At 63.6% G+C, this 19147-nt stretch carries 20 protein-coding genes, 1 tRNA gene and 1 pseudogene; 13 read left to right on the top strand and 9 right to left on the bottom strand.

Annotated features, from left to right (window positions below):
* Nucleotides 1-32: 32 nt before the first annotated feature.
* Nucleotides 33-1097: a trypsin-like peptidase domain-containing protein gene (locus SynTAK9802_RS09630; protein WP_255487910.1), complete on the bottom strand. Its 1065-nt coding sequence runs from the start codon at nt 1095-1097 to the stop codon at nt 33-35.
* Nucleotides 1098-1280: 183 nt separating this feature from the next.
* Between SynTAK9802_RS09630 and SynTAK9802_RS09635 the strand changes: the two genes are divergently transcribed.
* From SynTAK9802_RS09635 to SynTAK9802_RS12655, 7 genes and pseudogenes are all read left to right on the top strand, one after another.
* Nucleotides 1281-1430, top strand: coding sequence for a hypothetical protein (locus SynTAK9802_RS09635; RefSeq protein WP_186495897.1), 150 nt, complete (start codon nt 1281-1283; stop codon nt 1428-1430).
* Between the two features lie 220 nt (nt 1431-1650).
* Nucleotides 1651-1908, top strand: coding sequence for a hypothetical protein (locus tag SynTAK9802_RS09640; protein WP_186495898.1), 258 nt, complete (start codon nt 1651-1653; stop codon nt 1906-1908).
* Nucleotides 1909-2018: 110 nt separating this feature from the next.
* Nucleotides 2019-2486 carry a ribosome maturation factor RimP gene (gene rimP, locus SynTAK9802_RS09645; protein ID WP_115080911.1) on the top strand — a complete coding sequence of 156 codons (468 nt, stop codon included), beginning with the start codon at nt 2019-2021 and terminating at the stop codon, nt 2484-2486.
* Nucleotides 2487-2540: 54 nt separating this feature from the next.
* A complete protein-coding gene (nusA, locus tag SynTAK9802_RS09650) occupies nt 2541-3992 on the top strand; it encodes a transcription termination factor NusA (RefSeq protein WP_186495899.1) in 1452 nt (483 codons plus the stop codon).
* Entirely contained in the window at nt 3989-4267 is a 279-nt protein-coding gene (locus SynTAK9802_RS09655; protein ID WP_186495900.1) for a YlxR family protein, read from the top strand. Before nusA ends, SynTAK9802_RS09655 begins: the two co-directional genes overlap by 4 nt.
* Before the next feature lie 69 nt (nt 4268-4336).
* Nucleotides 4337-7705: a translation initiation factor IF-2 gene (gene infB, locus SynTAK9802_RS09660; RefSeq protein ID WP_186495901.1), complete on the top strand. Its 3369-nt coding sequence runs from the start codon at nt 4337-4339 to the stop codon at nt 7703-7705.
* A 14-nt stretch (nt 7706-7719) separates the two neighbouring features.
* Nucleotides 7720-8280: pseudogene (locus SynTAK9802_RS12655) on the top strand (low-complexity tail membrane protein); the annotation flags it as partial.
* Between the two features lie 567 nt (nt 8281-8847).
* Here the strand turns inward: SynTAK9802_RS12655 and SynTAK9802_RS09665 are convergent.
* Nucleotides 8848-9120: a DUF3493 domain-containing protein gene (locus tag SynTAK9802_RS09665; protein ID WP_370586354.1), complete on the bottom strand. Its 273-nt coding sequence runs from the start codon at nt 9118-9120 to the stop codon at nt 8848-8850.
* 43 nt (nt 9121-9163) lie between these two features.
* Here SynTAK9802_RS09665 and SynTAK9802_RS09670 point away from each other — a divergent pair.
* Nucleotides 9164-9236 (top strand) — tRNA-Thr (locus SynTAK9802_RS09670).
* A gap of 43 nt (nt 9237-9279) precedes the next feature.
* Here the strand turns inward: SynTAK9802_RS09670 and SynTAK9802_RS12660 are convergent.
* Nucleotides 9280-9636: a hypothetical protein gene (locus SynTAK9802_RS12660; protein ID WP_255487748.1), complete on the bottom strand. Its 357-nt coding sequence runs from the start codon at nt 9634-9636 to the stop codon at nt 9280-9282.
* 12 nt (nt 9637-9648) lie between these two features.
* A complete protein-coding gene (locus SynTAK9802_RS12665) occupies nt 9649-9804 on the bottom strand; it encodes a hypothetical protein (protein WP_255487749.1) in 156 nt (51 codons plus the stop codon).
* 250 nt (nt 9805-10054) lie between these two features.
* Between SynTAK9802_RS12665 and SynTAK9802_RS09680 the strand changes: the two genes are divergently transcribed.
* From SynTAK9802_RS09680 to SynTAK9802_RS09695, 4 genes are all read left to right on the top strand, one after another.
* Nucleotides 10055-10681, top strand: coding sequence for a succinate dehydrogenase cytochrome b subunit (locus SynTAK9802_RS09680; RefSeq protein WP_186495902.1), 627 nt, complete (start codon nt 10055-10057; stop codon nt 10679-10681).
* Entirely contained in the window at nt 10678-12597 is a 1920-nt protein-coding gene (locus SynTAK9802_RS09685) for a fumarate reductase/succinate dehydrogenase flavoprotein subunit (RefSeq protein ID WP_186495903.1), read from the top strand. The genes SynTAK9802_RS09680 and SynTAK9802_RS09685 overlap by 4 nt, the downstream gene beginning before the upstream one ends.
* Nucleotides 12594-13322, top strand: a complete 729-nt coding sequence (locus SynTAK9802_RS09690; protein ID WP_186495904.1) for a succinate dehydrogenase/fumarate reductase iron-sulfur subunit — start codon at nt 12594-12596, stop codon at nt 13320-13322. The genes SynTAK9802_RS09685 and SynTAK9802_RS09690 overlap by 4 nt, the downstream gene beginning before the upstream one ends.
* Before the next feature lie 113 nt (nt 13323-13435).
* The gene (locus SynTAK9802_RS09695; protein ID WP_115010047.1) at nt 13436-14215 is read left to right on the top strand and encodes a prohibitin family protein; all 780 of its coding nucleotides are present in this window, start codon (nt 13436-13438) and stop codon (nt 14213-14215) included.
* Nucleotides 14216-14234: 19 nt separating this feature from the next.
* Here the strand turns inward: SynTAK9802_RS09695 and SynTAK9802_RS09700 are convergent, their stop codons facing one another.
* The 5 genes from SynTAK9802_RS09700 to SynTAK9802_RS09720 all read right to left on the bottom strand — a co-directional run bounded on the left by SynTAK9802_RS09700 (nt 14235) and on the right by SynTAK9802_RS09720 (nt 16996).
* Nucleotides 14235-14507: a hypothetical protein gene (locus SynTAK9802_RS09700; protein WP_244272371.1), complete on the bottom strand. Its 273-nt coding sequence runs from the start codon at nt 14505-14507 to the stop codon at nt 14235-14237.
* 218 nt (nt 14508-14725) lie between these two features.
* Nucleotides 14726-14914 (bottom strand): hypothetical protein, encoded by a 189-nt coding sequence (locus tag SynTAK9802_RS09705; protein ID WP_115080922.1) that lies wholly within the window; start codon nt 14912-14914, stop codon nt 14726-14728.
* Nucleotides 14915-14980: 66 nt separating this feature from the next.
* Complete coding sequence (gene gluQRS / locus SynTAK9802_RS09710; RefSeq protein WP_186495905.1) at nt 14981-15865, bottom strand: tRNA glutamyl-Q(34) synthetase GluQRS; 885 nt, start codon at nt 15863-15865, stop codon at nt 14981-14983.
* A 62-nt stretch (nt 15866-15927) separates the two neighbouring features.
* Nucleotides 15928-16203: an HU family DNA-binding protein gene (locus SynTAK9802_RS09715; protein WP_006850925.1), complete on the bottom strand. Its 276-nt coding sequence runs from the start codon at nt 16201-16203 to the stop codon at nt 15928-15930.
* A 133-nt stretch (nt 16204-16336) separates the two neighbouring features.
* The gene (locus SynTAK9802_RS09720) at nt 16337-16996 is read right to left on the bottom strand and encodes an MBL fold metallo-hydrolase (protein WP_186495906.1); all 660 of its coding nucleotides are present in this window, start codon (nt 16994-16996) and stop codon (nt 16337-16339) included.
* Nucleotides 16997-17037: 41 nt separating this feature from the next.
* Between SynTAK9802_RS09720 and SynTAK9802_RS09725 the strand changes: the two genes are divergently transcribed.
* Entirely contained in the window at nt 17038-19143 is a 2106-nt protein-coding gene (locus tag SynTAK9802_RS09725; protein ID WP_186495907.1) for a glycogen-debranching protein, read from the top strand.
* Nucleotides 19144-19147 lie beyond the last annotated feature (4 nt).

Genomic DNA, 19147 nt, shown 5'->3' on the forward strand with positions numbered 1-19147 from the left:
ACGTCCTTTGGGCGCGACCGTAGCAAGGGGTTTCAGGCCATCCCAGGCAGGGGCTCCGGTTTGACGGACAGGGTGAGCTCGCGGCCGGCCCGCAGCACTTTCAGAGGCAGAGGAACATCAATGGCGGCGGCATCCACCACCTCGAGCAGCGCCTGAGGGTCAGCAATGTCGCGCTCATCCACCGTGATCAACAGATCGCCGCGGCGCAGTCCTGCTTTTTCGGCCGGGCCATCGGGCAGCACGGCTTGCACCAGGGCACCGCTGCGTTCTGGCAGCTGCACAAGGGCATTGGGGTCCTTGTTGTGCTCCCGGGCGATGCGCGGTGTGAGCGCCACCAGTTGTAGACCGATGTAGGGGTGCACCACTTCACCCTGCTGCTGGAGCTGATCAGCCACCCGGCGGGCCAGGTTGATCGGGATGGCAAAACCGAGGCCGGCCCCAGGGCCCGACCGCACCAGGGTGTTGATGCCAATCACCTTGCCATCGCCGTTCACCAACGGCCCACCGGAATTGCCCGGGTTAATGGCGGCGTCGGTCTGAATCAGTTCCAACCGTTTGTCGGCGAAGCCAAGGCTGTTGATGTTGCGGTGGAGGCTGCTGACGATGCCCAGGGTCACCGTGCGTTCCAATCCGAACGGGGTGCCGAGGGCGATCGCCCAATCTCCCACCTGCATGGCTTCCGAATCACCGAGGGGAGCCCGTGGCGGCAGTTGATCGCCCTCGAGACGCACCAGGGCCAGGTCTGTCACCGCATCGGTACCCACCACCCGTCCATCCCGCTGTTCCCCGTCGGCCAGGGTGACGCTGACGGACTCCACCCGATCCACCACATGGGCATTGGTGAGCACAAGGCCCTTGGCATCGATCACCACACCAGAGCCTTGGCCCCGCTCCCGCTCCGGACCTGCCGGAGGGTCCCCCAGCAGGTCCCGCAACAGGGGGTCAAGCAGCGTGGGGTCAAACGGCTGACGTTCCACGGTGCGCTCGGTGTCGATCCGAACCACCGCCGGCGCCACCCGCTGAACGGCATCGGCCACAAAGCTGTGCTCCAGGGCCTGCGCTGAGTCACCTTTACCGACCAGAACCGCTACTGCCATCAGAACGGCCAGGAGTTGACGCAGGGCGTACCGCAACACAAGACCTCTAATTGCCTTCTTTTTATCGGATCCAGCCGGAGAAATGGGCCCTGGTCCAAATCGATCGCAATCTCAGCACCTCCATTGCGATGCGCGGTCGAGCTTGAACATTCCAGGTAACAAATCAGCAAACGCAGTTTTCGCATGCGTGCACTTCTGGCTCCAGCGGCAGCTCTGCTTGCCCTGGCCGGCCCGGTTGCCCTCAGCCCTCAAGCCTCCGCGGAGAGCACAACGTTTAAGGCGGTGATCTTTGAGGAGGTCAAGCCGCTCTATCACAAAACAGATGCCGGCTAGGAAGGCCTCGGGGTTGACGTTCTTAAACAGATCCGGATCCAGGCCAAACGCCGCAAGGTGGGCTACCGGGTGGCCAAGTCGGTGAACGACGGCATCGGCGCCAACAAGGATCCAGAGGCCACTGGATTCAGTTACCGAATTTCCGTTCAGGGCTGCCACTGATCGCACAGCGGCTCTTGCGTCCACTGCTTAGGGTCGGGCCGTTTTGTGAGCTTCACCCTTGAGCGAATCCGCCGCTTCACAACACTGTGAGCTCTGCCAGGTCGTGATCGAAGACCGCCCTGGCCTTCCCGATGTGGTGACGTTCAGCAATGGCCCCCAGGGCAGCCGCAGCAAACTCTGGAGCCGCGTCTGCCAGTACGTGATAGATCCGGAGCGTCGACGCCTCTGCATCAATCAGGATTCCGAAGGGCGCGGCGCCGAACAGCCGGGCGACGCCTTTCCCGATGCACCGGCCATCGATCTGGGCAACAGCTGACGGCGGGCAGACGGTCCCGTAAATTAAAGGTGTGTCCGACGGGCATCTCCCTGCGGGAGATCGGTCACAACTGAAATGCACGTCGGGCCGATGTCCGCCCTCAGTTCGCGTTGCCTCATCCTCTGCTTCCGGATCTCGAAACGCTGGTCACCGATGTGGCCGCCAGCAAAGGCTTTGCCCTTTGCGGCATTCAGCTGCTCACCCACATGAGCCCGATGACCCTGGAAGTGCAGATCCGCCACAGCAGTGGAGCGGATGTGAGCCTTGATGACTGCGCCGGTTTCAGTGGCGTGCTGGGGGATGCCCTTGAGGCCTCCACCCTGCTCACTGACGCGTATGTTCTGGAGATCAGCAGTCCCGGCATCGGCGACCAGCTGTCCAGCGATCGCGACTTTGAAACCTTCCGTGGGTTCCCCGTGGAGGTTCATCACCGCGACAAGGACGACAGCGAGCAACGCCTAGAGGGCCTCTTGCTCGAACGCGACGCCGACACGCTGCAGATCAACATTCGCGGGCGAATCAAACGGATTCCCCGGGATTGCGTGATCGGTGTCCGCCTCACGAGTCCAGGCAGCTGAACCCAGCGTTCACACCCCTGCAACCGCTCCTTTCTTTTCCCCTAACCCAACGCGATGGCTCTCGTCCTGCTTCCCGGTCTCAGCAACCTGATCGACGACATCAGCGAAGAGAAGAAGCTGCCGCCCCAGGTGGTAGAGGCAGCCCTGCGGGAGGCCCTGCTGAAGGGCTATGAGCGCTACCGGCGCACCCTGTACATCGGCATCAGCGAAGACCCCTTTGATGAGGAGTACTTCAGCAACTTCGATGTTGGCCTCGACCTTGAGGAGGAGGGCTACCGAGTTCTCGCCAGCAAGATCATTGTTGATGAGGTGGAGAGCGAAGACCACCAGATCGCGATCGCCGAGGTGATGCAGGTGGCCGATGACGCCCAGGTGGGCGACACGGTGGTGCTGGATGTCACCCCAGAGAAAGAGGACTTCGGCCGGATGGCCGCCGCCACCACCAAGCAGGTGCTGGCCCAGAAGCTGCGTGATCAGCAGCGCCGCATGATCCAGGAGGAATTCGCTGATCTGGAGGATCCGGTGCTGACGGCCCGGGTGATCCGCTTCGAGCGCCAATCGGTAATCATGGCGGTCAGCTCAGGCCTGGGCCGTCCGGAAGTGGAGGCTGAACTCCCCCGGCGCGATCAACTACCCAACGACAACTACCGCGCCAACGCCACCTTCAAGGTCTTCCTGAAAGAGGTGAGCGAAGTGCCCCGCCGGGGACCGCAGCTGTTCGTCAGCCGCTCCAATGCCGGTTTGGTGGTCTACCTGTTCGAGAACGAAGTTCCCGAAATTCAGGAAGGATCCGTTCGGATCGTGGCCGTAGCCCGTGAGGCCAATCCCCCCTCCCGTTCCGTGGGCCCCCGCACCAAGGTGGCCGTCGACAGCATCGAACGCGAGGTGGATCCCGTCGGCGCCTGCATCGGCGCCCGCGGCTCCCGCATTCAGCAGGTGGTGAACGAACTGCGTGGAGAAAAAATCGACGTGATCCGCTGGTCGCAGGATCCAGGCCAGTACATCGCCAACTCCCTCAGCCCAGCTCGGGTGGAAATGGTGCGCCTGGTGGATCCCGTGGGCCAGCACGCCCATGTGCTGGTGCCCCCCGATCAGCTGAGCCTGGCCATCGGCCGCGAAGGCCAAAACGTTCGTTTGGCAGCCCGACTCACCGGCTGGAAGATCGACATCAAGAACTCCACCGAATACGACCAAGAGGCAGAGGATGCCGTTGTGGCAGAGCTGATCTCCCAGCGGGAGGAGGAGGAAGCCCTCCAGCAGCAAGCCGAAGAACGGCTGGCCGCCGAACAGGCCGCTCGGGCGGAAGAGGATGCACGCCTGCGGGAGCTGTATCCGCTGCCCGAAGACGAAGAGGAGTACGGCGAGGAGCAGGCCGAGCAGGAGTTCTCTGAGGAGGAGCCCGCTGAGGTGGAAGCCGGCAGCGAAACCGAGTTCGAGGCCGAGGCTGAAACCACGGACGCAGCGGCTGAGGCCGATGCCGAACCCGATCAGGAGCAGGTCCGGTGAGTGACCGCCCCGTCCTGCGTCGCTGCGTGGCCTGCCGCCAGCTCTTGGATCGCCGCCAACTCTGGAGGGTGATCCGCGACCATCAGGACGGAGTTCTCCTCGATAAGGGGATGGGCCGTTCGGCCTATCTCTGCCGCGAGGAGAACTGCCTTGAGGAGGCGACCCGTCGCAAGCGTCTGCAGAAAGCCCTGCGTTGTCAGGTGCCCGAAAAAGTGCTTGCGGTGTTGAAACAGCGGCTTAACCAAAGCGTTGGTGAATCCGCTGAGGCAGACTGAACATTGGCCCCACCTTGTGCGAGGCCACCGCGGCATTCCATGCCCGGACCGATCGGAGACCCGAACTGAATGACCAGCAGCGGCAAAGTCAGAATTTACGAGCTGTCCAAGGACCTCGGCCTTGAGAACAAGGACGTGCTGGATGCGGCTGAAAAGCTGTCGATCGCTGCGAAGAGCCACAGCAGCTCGATCAGTGACGCTGAAGCCGGAAAGATCCGTTCGCTCCTCGGCAAGGGCGGGAATGGTGCGAAACCCGCTGCCGCGGCGCCTGCAAAGCCCGCAGCTGGCAAGGCCATCCTCTCGGTGAAGAAAGCTGCTCCCGCCGCGCCAACCAAGCCCGCCCCAACGGCGAGCAAACCGGTCGCCAAGCCTGTGGCAGCCAAGCCCGTGGTCGCCAAACCTGTAGTCGCCAAACCCGTGGCGGCGGCCAAACCGCAGGCGGCCCCGAAGCCTCCCGCAGCGGCCACGCCCAAACCGGTGGTCAGCAAGCCAGCGGCTGCACCGGTGAAGGCCTCAGCAGCACCGGCGCGGCCCGCCGCTCCTCAGAAACCCCCCGCAGCCCCAGCGCGACCAACGGCGGCAAAACCCGTTCCACGAACTGCCGCGGCCAACCCGCAGGTTGTCAGCAAGCCGGCTGCAGGCAAACCGGAACTGGTGAGCAAGCCCAAGGCTGCTGCCAAACCCACGGCACCCACACCGCGGCCCACACCGGCTCGCCCGACGCCACGCCCCGCAGGTGCTGGAAGTCCAGCGCGGCCCACCCCTGGCCAGGGGCAGTCCAAGCCACAGATCATCCGCGCAGGCGCTCCATCTCGGCCCGGCGCGTCAACCCGTGCCGGTGCCCCAACAAAGCCTGGTGCACCTTCACGGCCCACGCCGAGGCCTGAACTGGTGGGCAAACCTGTGCCCCGCCGTCCGGCAGGCACTGGCGTGCCTCAACGCCAAGGCGGTCCAAGCCGTCCAGGGGCCCCCACCCGACAGGGTCGCCCCGGGATGCCCCCCCGCAGCGGCAACACCCTGGAACTGGTCGGCAAGCCGATTCGTCGCGACGGCAGCAGCACAGGTAGCGGCCGTCCTGGTGCACCCACCCGTCAGGGTGCGCCTGGACGTCCCGGCATGCCCGCTGGAATGCGCAAACCGGTGGCTCCCGGTGAGCTCATGCAGCTGCAGAAGCCTGTCGGCAGGCCAGCAGCACCGGCACCCCGCCGTCCCGATGCGCCCACCAAAGCCGGTGCAGGTGCTGGAACAGCCACCCCGCCCGTGGCGCGTCCGAATGCCCCCTCGGCACCCCGCCGTCCCAGCTTCCGTCCGGGTGGCCCTGGTGGCCAGCGGCGGCCAGGCCGTCCCGACTGGGATGACAGCGCACGGCTCGATGCACTGCGAAGCCGCTCGCCGCAGAAGCAGCGCCAGAAGGTGCACATCATCGGTGAAAACGATGATTCCCTGGCGGCACAGACCGGCGGCTTCGCCGGCGAACAGGAGAACATGGTTCTCTCGGCGAGCCTGGCTCGTCCCGCCAAGCCCAAGTCGCAGCAGCGCACCGCACCCAAGCCGGTGGCGGCGATGCGCAAGCGCAAGAAGGAAACCGCCCGTCAGCGTCAGCGCCGGCGTGCCATGGAGCTGCGGGCAGCTCGGGAAGCCAAGCAGGTGCGTCCTGAAATGATCGTGGTGCCGGAGGACAACCTCACGGTGCAGGAACTGGCGGACATGCTGAGCGTCGAAAGCTCAGAGATCATCAAATCCCTGTTCTTCAAAGGGATCATCGCCACGGTCACCCAGACCCTGGACATGCCCACGATCGAGGCCGTTGCCGACGAATTCGGTGTGCCGGTGCTGCAGGACGACGTGGAGGAGGCGGCCAAGAAGACCGTCGAAATGATCGAAGAGGCCGACAAGGCTCACCTGATCCGACGTCCGCCCGTGGTCACCGTCATGGGCCACGTCGACCATGGCAAAACCAGCCTGCTGGATGCCATCCGTCAGGCCCGCGTCGCTGCTGGTGAGGCCGGCGGCATCACCCAGCACATCGGTGCGTATCAGGTTGAGATCGAGCACAACAACGAGCAGCGCAAGCTCACCTTCCTGGACACTCCGGGCCACGAAGCCTTCACGGCCATGCGAGCCCGCGGCACCAAGGTGACCGACGTGGCTGTGCTGGTGGTGGCTGCTGATGACGGCGTCCGCCCCCAGACCCTGGAAGCCATCAGCCACGCCCGGGCCGCTGAAGTGCCGATCGTGGTGGCGATCAACAAGATCGACAAGGAAGGTTCATCGCCCGAGCGGGTGAAGCAGGAGCTGTCTGAGCAAAACCTGCTGGCGGAAGACTGGGGCGGCGATGTGGTGATGGTGCCGGTGAGCGCCATCAAAGGCGAAAACATCGACAAGCTGCTGGAGATGCTGCTGCTGGTCACCGAAGTGGAAGACCTTCAGGCCAACCCGGATCGTCTGGCCCGCGGCACCGTGATCGAGGCCCACCTCGACAAGGCCAAAGGTCCCGTGGCCACACTGCTGGTGCAGAACGGCACCCTCAAGACCGGCGACGTCGTCGCCGCTGGCCCGGTGCTGGGCAAGGTGCGCGCCATGGTGGACGACAACCGCCAACGCCTCAAGGAAGCGGGCCCCTCCTTTGCTGTGGAGGCCCTGGGCTTCAGCGAGGTGCCCACCGCCGGTGACGAGTTCGAGGTGTACCCCGACGAGAAATCAGCCCGGGCCGTGGTGGGCGATCGCGCCTCCGATGCCCGCGCCACCCGTCTTGCTCAGCAGATGGCGTCACGACGCGTCTCGCTTACGGCCATGTCCGGCCAGGCCAATGACGGTGAGCTGAAGGAACTCAACCTGATTCTCAAGGCCGACGTTCAGGGCTCCGTGGAAGCCATCCTCGGATCGCTCGAGCAGCTGCCCAAGGATGAGGTTCAGGTGCGGGTGCTGCTGTCGGCACCTGGCGAGATCACCGAAACCGACGTCGACCTGGCCGCCGCCTCCGGCGCGGTGATCGTGGGCTTCAACACCTCCATGGCCTCCGGCGCCAAGAAAGCGGCGGATGCCACCGGGGTGGATGTACGCGACTACGACGTGATCTACAAACTGCTGGAAGACATCCAGTTGGCGATGGAAGGTTTGCTGGAGCCGGAACTGGTGGAGGAAGCCCTGGGCGAAGCCGAGGTGCGCGCCGTCTTCACCATCGGCAAGAGCGCCGTGGCCGGCTGTTATGTCACCACCGGCAAGCTGCATCGCAACTGCCGGGTGCGGGTGCACCGCGGAAAACAGGTGGTCTACGAGGGCGACCTCGACTCCCTGCGTCGCAACAAGGACGACGTCAAGGAAGTGGCCACGGGCTTCGAATGCGGTGTCGGCACCGATCGGTTCGCCAACTGGGAAGAAGGCGATCGCATTGAAGCCTTCAAGATGGTCACCCAACGCCGCAAACTCACCACCTGACCCCGCAAGCGATCGTGCAGCCCCGCAGCGAGCCCCTGCTCTGGCTTCAGTGCCTGGCCCTTGGAGCCATTCCCCTGGAGCTGCTGCTGATCCGCCTGGTTCTGGCCGGCGCGGATCCGGGTCCTGTTCCCGGTGTAGAGCGATTTCTGATCTGGGGGGTGGGGGTTCTGGCCCCAGCCGTCGCGTTGTGGCGACGGCCCGCCGACTGGGGCTCACTTTTGTTCGTGCGTCAGCCGCTGGCCAGCCGCAACAGCGATCAACTCCGCATCAGTGCATCCCAAGGCGGCTTGAGCAGCCGCGCCGCTGTGGTGATCGCCGCAGTGGTCCTGTTGCCCGTGCTCTGGTGGATGGACGATTCAGCGGTGCTGGCGAGTGAATTTTCCCCGGTGTCGGGACAATCCCGTCTGGTCACCCTGTTGCTGGTCAGCCCATTGCTGGCCTTGATGGTGTGGCAGGTGCAGCAGCTGATTCAAGCCGCAGCACTGTTGCTTGGATCACCAGCAACCGTCGCCCCTGCCGATTCGGCTTTTCGTGCTGATGCACTGGCAACGCAACGCACCAGCCTGGGCCTCCAACTTCTCAACCTCCCTGGCCTGGAGTGGCCGGAGCCTGTGGTGGAGCCGATCAAGCAAGAGCCCGACAAGGCCATCGGGGTGGAAGACACTGCGTCGGAGACGGACGACAGCACTGGTCAAGCCACTGCTGATCAAGCCAGCACTGACAACGAAGCGCCCGACGGGGAAATTCCAGCCGACAATCCGGTAACAGCTGCAGTGTCTGACGAAGCTGATCCCGAAACCGTTCCTGAGCCCGTCGTTGCCGAAGCTCAAGCTGAAGAGGCTGCTCCAACAAGCGATCAGGACGCCGATGAGGCCATGGACGTGGAAGACACCACGCCGGAACAGGGCGGCAGCACTGAAGACGTCAGCACCGCCGACATCAGCCCTGACAACGAAGAACCAGACGTCGAAGCACCAGACAACCAAGAGCCAGACGGCGAAAGTTCAGCCATCAATACAGCGACGGCTGAAGAGTCTGATGTCGTCGAGCCCGAAGCGCTGGAACCCGTCGATTCAGAGGATCAAGACGACATGTCTAAAAACGACGACGCTAAAGACATCAATGCGGTTGACGCCGACGAATCAATCGTCGCTGCTGCTGCCCCTGTTGCGGTCGAACCAGAGCAATCCGGAGAAGAGCAGGAGAGCACCCCCCTGGATGCCGAAGTCAGCCAGATCAACGCTGTCGCCGGCGGAAGCACGGAACACCATCGTGAACAGGCCGAGTCCAGCGGAAGCAAAGAGAGCAAACCAGACGAGCCGTCTGAGCCCACGCCAGGGGGTCTGTGATTCCTTGAGCAACCGTTCCCGCAGGGCGGGATCCAGGCCAGATTTGGGGCGGGGATTATCGGGCAAACGTCCAAGTTGGATTCAGAGCAAATGTTAAATTGCTAGTGACGCCGATGTAGCTCAGCCGGTAGAGCAACGCTTTCGTAAAGCGTGGGTCGCCTGTTCAAGTCAGGTCATCGGCTTTTTAAGCAGTGGTGTGTTAAACCAGCCGGATTCTATGCGCGTCTAATTAACACATAGCTGCTTCAATCCAGAAGACGAGCAGAGATCATTCCCGCTGGTGATCCTTCCACTGAGAAGATCATTCCAGGGATTAATCCAGTGATCTGGATTCACATCAGCCAACACGTCAGCCGCCTCAGGATTCTGAAGCACAAGAATCCTTCGCGACCGAAGTTTGAGCTGACGCCTTAACCAGGGCGTCATGATCGTTTCTTCAACAAGACGCTGGTACGAGCCATCGGCGATCACCCGTTCAAACCGCTGAATGTCGCCGTCGTAGATCCCGTTGAGGATCATCAGCTGATCACTGGGATCGGCCTGCGGATCACCAGCCCAGATGGTCCAGAGCAACATCTCCACAGAGAACTGGTCCTACAGGAGATCGATATCGCTGATGTTGGTGACGTAGGCACCGATCCGAAGCGGCGGCCCTGCTGGTTCCACCCGCTCCACCGGGGCCGACCCCCAGTCGATCGGAGCGGGCCTCGGGTCGACATCGGCCTTGGCGCTCCATCCCAACTGCGCCATCGACAGGCTGAGCGCACAGGCCAGAGCAACCCAGACAAGCCGCCATGTCTAACGACGGGACCTCATCCTCACGCCAGCCAGCGTTCCCAACCTCCCCACGATGACAAGGTTGAACGACGGCGACCAGCACGGAACAAGCCTTTTCCACGATCTGAATACGATTGGACTGGGAATCAATGACGATCCTGATGTCGAAACAACGCGTCGATCGCAGGTATCGTCCCAGCCGAAATCCTGTGGCCTGGGGTTCATGCAGGATCCAACCTTGATGCGCATTGGCTCGGCCATCAGCGGGTTGCTGCTGGTGCTGTTTCTGGTGGTTCATCTGGCCGGTTTGTTGCCCGCGCTGATGGCACCGGTGCAGTTCGAGCACTACGCAACGGCCCTGCATCACCAGCCATGGCTGCCGGTGTTGGAGGTCGGCCTGGCCGCCACCGCAGTCGTGCATCTGAGCTGCACCATTGCCAAAACGCTGCGGAATCAAGGTGTTGGGAACACGGCGGCGCTGCGTAGCCGTCGAGGTCGTCCGCTGGACGCTCTGGCCAGTCGTAGAAAGATGGCGGCCGGCGTGATCACCCTTGGATTTCTGGCCCTGCATCTGCAACAACTGCGCTGGCCACGCCCGAGCGATGGGCTGGAGCGGGAGCTGCTGCAGCAGGTGCTGCATCAGCCGATCAGCTTGGTGGTTTATGCCGCCGGCAGCCTGGCCATTGGCCTGCACCTGCTCCACGGCGCGGAAGCAGCCCACCGCAACCTGGGTCTGCTCAACCCGGCCAACAGCCCCAGCATCCGCGCGGGAGGTCGCCTCTTGGCGTCGGCGATCGGGGGAGGCTTCCTGCTGATCAGCCTGGGACTGGCCCTCGGAGGGTTGGCATGACGGCTGGGCTACCTGATCCCAGAATTCCCGCCGGGCCGCTCGCCGATGCCTGGCGACGGACCCGCGAAGGACTGCCTCTGATCAGCCCTCTGCGCAAAGGGCAAATGGATGTGCTCGTGGTGGGCACCGGCTTGGCGGGAGCTTCCGCCGCTGCGACTCTGGCGCAACAGGGCTACCGGGTCACGGTGCTCAGCTTTCACGACAGCCCGCGCCGTGCCCACTCGGTAGCGGCCCAGGGGGGCATCAATGCCGCACGTTCTGTGGCGGTGGATGGCGACAGCGTCAGCCGCCTGTTCGCCGACACCCTCAAAGGAGGCGACTTCCGCGCCCGGGAAGCGGGCTGTCAGCGGCTGGCGGAAATCAGCAGCGGCATCATCGATCAATGCGTGGCCCAGGGGGTGCCGTTCGCACGCGAATACGGCGGCAGCCTGGCCACCCGCAGTTTTGGCGGGGCCCTGGTGAGCCGCACCTTTTATGCCCGGGGGCAGACAGGACAGCAATTGCTTTATGGCGCCTACCAGGCCTTGATGCGCCAGGTGGAGCTGGGCCGCGTTCAACTGCTCACCCGCTGGGACGTGCTCGAGCTGATCACCGTGGATGGGGTGGCCCGTGGTGTGGTGGCGCGCCATCTGCTGAGTGGTGAGCTGGAGGTGCACACCGCCCGCACCGTTCTGCTCTGCACCGGCGGTTACAGCAACGTCTACTTCCTCTCCACCAACGCACTGAAGTCGAACACCAGCGCGATCTGGAGGGCCCACCGCAAAGGGGCGCTGTTCGCCAATCCCTGCTTCACCCAGATCCATCCCACCTGCATTCCCAGTGGCGATGTCTTCCAGAGCAAGCTGACGCTGATGAGCGAAAGCCTGCGCAACGACGGGCGGGTCTGGCTGCCCAAGAACCCCGGCGAAACACGCCAACCCGATGCGATACCGGAAGAGGAACGCGACTACTTCCTCGAGAGGCTTTATCCCACCTACGGCAACATGACGCCGCGGGACGTCGCCTCCAGGCGGGCCAGAGAACTCTGCAACGCGGGGCGGGGCGTCGGCCCAGGGGGACGCTCGGTTTACCTCGACCTCACCAATGCCATCAGAGCTGAAGGCAAAGACGCCATTGCCGCCCGCTACGGCAACTTGATGACGATGTACGAGCGCATCAGCGGCGATGACCCCTACAAGAAGCCGATGCGGATTTATCCCGCACCGCACTACACAATGGGCGGCCTCTGGGTGGACTACCACCTGATGAGTTCCATCCCCGGCCTGTTTGTTCTGGGGGAAGCGAACTACTCCGAACATGGCGCCAACCGCCTGGGCGCCAGCGCCCTGATGCAAGGGCTCGCCGATGGCTACTTCATCGCGCCGTCCACGGTCACGGCCTGGCTGGCGGGCAACCCGGCGCAGGATTTAGCCGCCGATCACCCGGCCTGCCGCGAGGCCTTGGAGAGCACCCGCCGCCGCATCAGCCAATTGATCAACAGCGCAGGCAGCACCCCGGTGGACAGCTTCCATCGCGAGCTGGGCAGCGTGATGATCGACCGCTGCGGCATCAGCCGCCATGCCGATGGTCTGCGGGAGGGGCTGGAACAGGTGAAGGCGCTGGAGGAGCGGTTCGAAGCCGAAGTGCGGGTGCCCGGCGAAGCCAGCGGCCCCAATGCCGAGCTGGAGAAGGCGCTGCGGGTGAAGGACTTCTTCGGGCTGGCCCAGCTGATGCTGCGGGATGCCCTGGCCCGGGAGGAGTCGTGCGGGGCCCACTTCCGCGAGGAACACCAAAGTGACGATGGCGAAGCCAGACGGGATGACGTGAACTTCGCCCACATCGCCGCCTGGGAGCACAACACCAACGGTGAGCCGATCCGCCACAGCGAACCGCTGCAGTTCACCGCGCTGCAACCCAGCACCCGGAGCTACAAATGAAACTCACCCTGCGCATCTGGCGCCAGAGCAGCGCCGATCAACCCGGTGGTTACCAGAGCCATCAGCTGGAGAACGTCTCCCCCAACCTCTCCCTGTTGGAGGCCCTCGATCAGCTCAACGAACAACTGATCAGCGCCGGGGAACGGCCGGTGAGCTTCGAGCACGACTGCCGCGAAGGCATCTGCGGCAGCTGCGGCTTCCTGGTGAACGGCCAGGCCCATGGCCCTCGGGCCGCCACCTCCGTATGCCAGCTCTACCTGCGGGTGTTCAACGATGGTGCGGTGCTGACCCTGGATCCATGGCGCGCCAAGGCCTTTCCTCCGATCCAGGATCTGATGGTGGACCGCTCCGCCTTTGACCGGCTGATCGCCGCCGGCGGCTACTGCTCAACGGGCACCGGCCAGGCCCCCGATGGCAACGCCCTGCCCGTGGGCCGGGAGCAGGCCACCAGCGCCTTCAGCACGGCAACCTGCATCGGTTGTGGCGCCTGCGTCGCCAGTTGCCGCAATGCCTCGGCAAGCCTGTTCGTGGCCGCCAAGCTGGCGCACTTGGGTCAACTGCCGCAGGGGCAACCGGAACGGGCCAGCCGCGCCGACGCGATGCAACGCCAGATGGAGGCCGAGGGCTTCGGCAGCTGCAGCAGCAACCTCGAATGCGAGGCGGTCTGTCCCCAGGAGATTTCCGCCGACTGGATCAGCTGGATGCATCGGGAACGCAGAAGCTGACTGAGCCAAAACACCACAATCGCTGCTGCGCCAGCCCAGAGATCATCAGAAACTTTTTGCCAATAACCCACAACAAATCACTACTGTTTTAAGGATCGACGCAAGCCAAAAGCATGCAATCCAACCCCCAGCCGGAGCAGATCACCAAAACCGTGGTGGGCGTGACCACGGTTTTCATTGGAGGCATTGCTGTGCTCTCCAGCGTGTTTGTTGTTCCCGCTGGTGAAGTTGGCGTGGTCACCACCCTTGGCAAAGTCTCCAACACGCCAAGAGAGCCGGGGTTGAACCTCAAACTTCCGTTCATTCAGTCGACCCATAATTTCAGCGTCAGAACGCAGGTCATCCCCGAAAAATTTTCAACACTCACCAAAGACCTGCAGGTGATCGAGGCCACAGCAACGGTGAAATATGCGGTCAAGCCCGGAGAAGCCCCCAGGATCTACAGCACGATTGCCACCGATGACTCTGCGATTTACGCCAGGGTGATCCAGCCATCACTGCTGAAATCACTGAAATCGGTGTTCTCGAAGTATGAACTCGACACCATCGCCACCGACTGGAACAACATTTCCACCCTTGTGCAAGAAAGCGTCTCCAATGAGCTGAGCAAATTCGACTATGTGGCCGTTAAAGGCCTGGACATCACGGGCCTCAAGATTGCTGAGGAATACCGAGCGGCCATTGAGCAGAAGCAGATTGCGCAACAGCAGCTTCTGCGCGCCAAAACAGAGGTTCAGATCGCCGAGCAGGAGGCCCTGAAGTTTCAGACCTTGACCCGCTCGCTCAATGACAGCGTTCTCTACAAGCTGTTCCTCGACAAGTGGGACGGGAAAACAAAGGTGGTTCCGCCCATTCGTGGTGGCAGCACGCCACCGGTGATTGTTGGCCGATAACGGGATGCAGCTGACTGCATCAGAGCCCAGCGCAGCCGCAGGTCGCCGCCTGCAGATCAGCAATGGCCTCGGCGCCACGGCCCGCCCGGAGCTGCTGCATCACCAGATCCGCCTGAACCCCCAACAGCAGGGTCTGGCAGGGATAGGCACTGCGGGCTGACGCCTGTTGCTGCAGGGCCTCCGCCTCGACCAAGGCCTGTTCACAGAGCTGAGGCTGACGGCCCTCCAAGCAGCGCCTGGCTCGGGCCTGAAAGGCTGCCAAGGGCGACGCACGCACCACAGGGGCCGCCATAGCGAGGAGCAGCAGGACTGTGACGGAGCGCGCGAGCAGGGCTCAGGGGGGCGATTTGCTGAGATGATGCCTCAACTTCGACCCATCGCCCCGCCGTGTACACCGACTGGACCGCCATTGCCCTGCTGCTGTTCACCGCGGTGCCGCTGTTGATCGTTGTGGCGACGGCCACCTACTTCGTGATCCAGAACGATCAGAAGACTCCCCTGGGCTGAAGATCAAGCCAGGGGCCGGGTCGGACAGCTGAGTTTGGCCAGACCTGGGGTGTTGATGGGCTGGTGGTTCAACGGTGCCGACTGCACCGCTGAACTGATCTGACCGGTCCCCAGACAGACGATGCAGGTGCGGAAACGGTCCCCCGACACCCGCTGCATCCCACTGCCTCCACAGACGGTGCACGTGCACATGATCCCAAGGATCAGACGATGGATTCAGTGTGGGGGGAAAACCCGCCGCTGATCCCGAAGTGTTCCTTAAGAAATCACTGCATTGATCTCTTGCTGCGTCAAGTGTTCGAGCAACTCTGTTGCACTCAGGCGCGCACCAGGATCCAGCAGCTGAAGCCCTGAGGCCAAGCGACCAATCACCGCAGCCGCATCGAGCCCCGCGGCACGGAGCGGTTCCAGACCGGAACTGGCCTCACGCTTGGACAGTTTCTGGCCGCTGGCATCACAAAGCAGCGGCCCATGCCGGAACTGGGGTGGTGATTCACCCAGGGCCGCAAAAAAACTTCGCTGGGCTGGCAGGGCCTCGCGCAGATCAGCACCACGCACCACATCGGTGATGCCGAAGCTGAGTTCGTCGATCACGGTGGCGAGCTGGTAGGCGATGAAGCCATCGGCTCGCCGCAACACCACATCGCCACTGCTGTGGGGATCGTCATCAGCCACCCGCAGGCGCCAACTGGGGAGCCGCTGCTGCTGCCAGCCCCAGTGGTGCCCAGCCCTCCGGCAGACGCCGGGATAGATCGGCTGACCGGCAAGCTGCCTTCGGGAGCAGCGACAGGCGAACAACCATCCGGATCGGCGTAACCACGACAACCAGGAGTGGTAGATGCCACGCCGTTCGCTCTGGAGCAGCACCGGCCCATCCCATTCGAGGCCCAGCCAGCGCAAATCGCTTTGGATCGCCTCGATGGCACCGGCGCGGTTGCGCGGCGTATCGAGGTCATCGATGCGCAGCAACCAGGCCCCACCGGCCTGACGGGCCGCCAACCACGAGAGCAGAGCCGTTTGCAGGTTGCCGAGGTGGAGCACCCCCGTGGGAGATGGGGCGAAACGGCCGCGGTAGCCACCGGCGGCTGCCAAGGCTCGCCCCCGCTCCAGATGCTGTTGCAGATGCTCCGGAAGTTCCTTCATCTGAACAGCCATCAAAAAAGGCGACCCACTGGGCCGCCCGGAGAACGAGGTTGAGGCGCTGATCAGCCCTGAACGCGGTCCTTGAACATCTTGCCGGCGGTGAAGGCGGGAACGCGCTTGGCGGGAATCGCGATCTTCTCGCCGGTCTTGGGGTTCAGACCCTGACGGGCGGAACGCTCACGGGGCTCAAAGGAACCGAAACCGAGGATGGACACTTTTTTGCCTTCCACCACGGAGTCGATGATTGTGTCGATGGCGGCGTCGACAACCATGGAAACGTCGGTCTTGGTGAGCTCGGTGCGAGCAGCCACCAGATTCACCAGATCAGCTTTGTTCATTGGTTAGAGAGAGTCGGGGGGCGGGAGACGGCTCAGATACGGCGTCGTGGGCTCGCCGCTGCCTTCCCCAAGCGGCCCAATCGTATGGAGAGCAACCGGTTGCTGCAAGCGAGACGTGTTGTGCCGCAACGCTTTAGCTGTTGTCCGCCGCATCGCTCCAACCGCTGAAGGGCACTAGCCGCTCCCCACGCAAGGCACCAAGCGCAGCCCCAGAAAGCAGTTGGGGACTGGCATCTGAAGGAATCCAATCCCTGAGCCTGGCCAAGCTGTTCAGCTGTCTGGGCCAGTGGAATGTGCGGGCATGGCGCATCGGCGCGAGCTGACCCGGAGCCCATGGCGTCAGCAAACGCCCGCAGAACAACAGTTCATTTGGTGCCGGGGCGAACACCACACAGCTCCCCGGCGTCGGCCCCGGCGTCCACAACAGCCGCAAACCACTCACCGTGGTGTGTTCCTCGGCAAAGGTGTCCAACGGCTCCACATTGGGCAGGAGATAGGCCTCCTGTTCCTGCACCAGCACCGGCCATCCCAGGCGCTCCTGAACGCGACGCAAGCGCCCATGGCCTTCTCGGCTGGTGAGCAGGATCCTCGGGCTGCGGGTTCCCGCCAGCTGGCGCAGAGCCGTGAGGCTGGCCTCCGTCAACGGCGGGCAGTCCACCAGCACGGGCTCGGGATCCAGATCCAGCCACCAGGAACTGCCCCCCTGGCTGTCGCGGTTGGGCGGAAACAACCAGAGGTAGTCACGCAGCTGCTGCGGCGGCCGGCCGGCCTCAAGTGTGGTGGTCATCGCCATTGGTTCAAAACAACGGACCAAACCACTAGTTTGAAGTCGAGATGCCCCAACGGGCCTTGAGTGGCATTCACCCTGGTTCTCCCTGGCCCCTGGGCAGCAGCCTCACCAGTCGAGGTGTGAACTTTGTGCTGGCGGCTCCCGGGGCCGACCGCATTGAATTGCTGCTCTACAGCAACGGCAACGATCGCAGCCCGGAGCGGGTGATCGAACTGGACGGTCGACGCCACCGCTCGGGCGACTACTGGCACGTGGAAGTGGAGGGGGTCGGCGAAGGCTGCTGTTACGGCTACCGGGTCTTCGGGCCGCTGGCGCCGGGGGGCCATGGCTTCCAGCCCTCCAAGGTGCTGCTGGACCCCGCCGCCCGTGCCATCAGTGGCTGGGACGTCTACGACCGGGTGCTGGCCACCGGACCCTCACCCAACGCCCATGCCTGCCTCAAGGCGGTGGTGTGCGAACGGGATCTGTTCGATTTTCAGGCCCATCCGCGCCCGCGCCACAGCTGGCAACGCACGGTGATCTACGAGCTGCACGTGGGGGGCTTCACCCGCCGTGAGGATGCCGGGGTCGCCGTGGAACACCGCGGCACCTACCTGGGCTTGATCGAGAAGTTGCCCTACCTCAAGGAGCTGGGCATCACGGCAGTGGAGCTGCTGCCGGTGTTCTGCTTCGACCCGGCCGATGCCCCCCCGGGCCGCGACAACGTGTGGGGGTACAGCCCCCTGAGCTGGTTCACACCCCACCACGGCTACTGCAGCAGTAGCGATCCATTGCAGGCCCGCCATGAGGTGCGCCAACTGGTGGCCGCCTGCCATGACGCCGGCATCGAAGTGCTGCTGGATGTGGTCTACAACCACACCACCGAGGGCAACCGCCATGGCCCCACCCTGAGCTGGCGGGGTTGCGCCGACAACGTCTACTACCACCAAAACGAGGACGGCGACTATCAGGATGTGAGCGGCTGCGGCAACTCGATCGCCCCCAATGCGCCGATCAGCACCCAGCTGATCCTCGAGTCGATGCGCTGCTGGGCCCTGGAACTAGGGGTGGATGGCTTCCGCTTCGATCTGGGCATCGCCCTGAGCCGCGGCGACCAGCTCAAACCCCTGAATGAGCCGCCCCTGTTCGCGGCAATGGAGGCCGACCCGCAGCTGAGTGATCTCAAATTGGTGAGCGAACCGTGGGACTGCGGCGGTCTTTATCGGCTGGACGACTTCCCCGCCAAGCGGATCGGCACCTGGAACGGCCATTTCCGCGACGGGGTGCGGCGCTTCTGGAAAGGAGACGACCACAGCACCTGGAGCCTGGCCCAGCGGTTCAAGGGCAGTCCCGATCTCTATGACGGCAAGCCCGTGGCCTTGGGGCGTTCGGTGAACTTCATCACCGCCCACGACGGCTTCACCCTGGCGGATCTGGTGAGCTACAACCGCAAGCACAACCTGGCCAACGGCGAAGACAACCGCGACGGCGAGAACCACAACAACAGCTGGAACCACGGTATCGAAGGCCCCAGCAGCAACCCCCTTGTGCAAAGCCTGCGGCGGCGTCAGCAACGCAACCTGCTCAGCTCGCTGCTGCTGGCCCGTGGCGTGCCGATGCTGCTGATGGGCGATGAAGTGGGCCGCAGCCAAGGGGGTAACAACAACAGTTGGTGCCAGAACAGCCCCCTGGGCTGGATGGTCTGGAATGAAGACCAGTGCGACCTGGAGCTGAAGCAATTTCTGCAGCGGCTGCTGCGGCTGCGCCAGTCCTTGCCGCAACTGTTTAATCCCTTGGTGCCGCCGCGGGAAAGCAACCGCAAATCAGCGGAACAACCATCGGAGCAGCGCAGCGATCTCTGGCGTCAATGGCACGGGGTGAACCTGGCCAAACCCGACTGGGCCGCCTGGAGCCGCACGACGGCCACCAGCCTCCACCGCGGCAGCCGCGGGGCGCTGCTGTGGATGGGCTTCAACGCCTACAAGGAAAGCCTCAGCTTTGAGTTGCCGGTTCCGGCCTCCCCCTGGAAACGGGTGATTGACACCTCATTACCCAGCCCCAAGGATTTCCCAGCCGAGCCAGCCAGCTTCAGCGGCGTTGAGATCCCCTTGCAGAGCCGGAGCTTCGTGCTGCTGCTCGCCGAGGAGGAAACCTCAGGCCTGCGGTTGTGATCAG

This window comes from Synechococcus sp. TAK9802, from assembly GCF_014279535.1.
In the GTDB taxonomy this organism is placed as follows: Bacteria; Cyanobacteriota; Cyanobacteriia; order PCC-6307; family Cyanobiaceae; genus Parasynechococcus.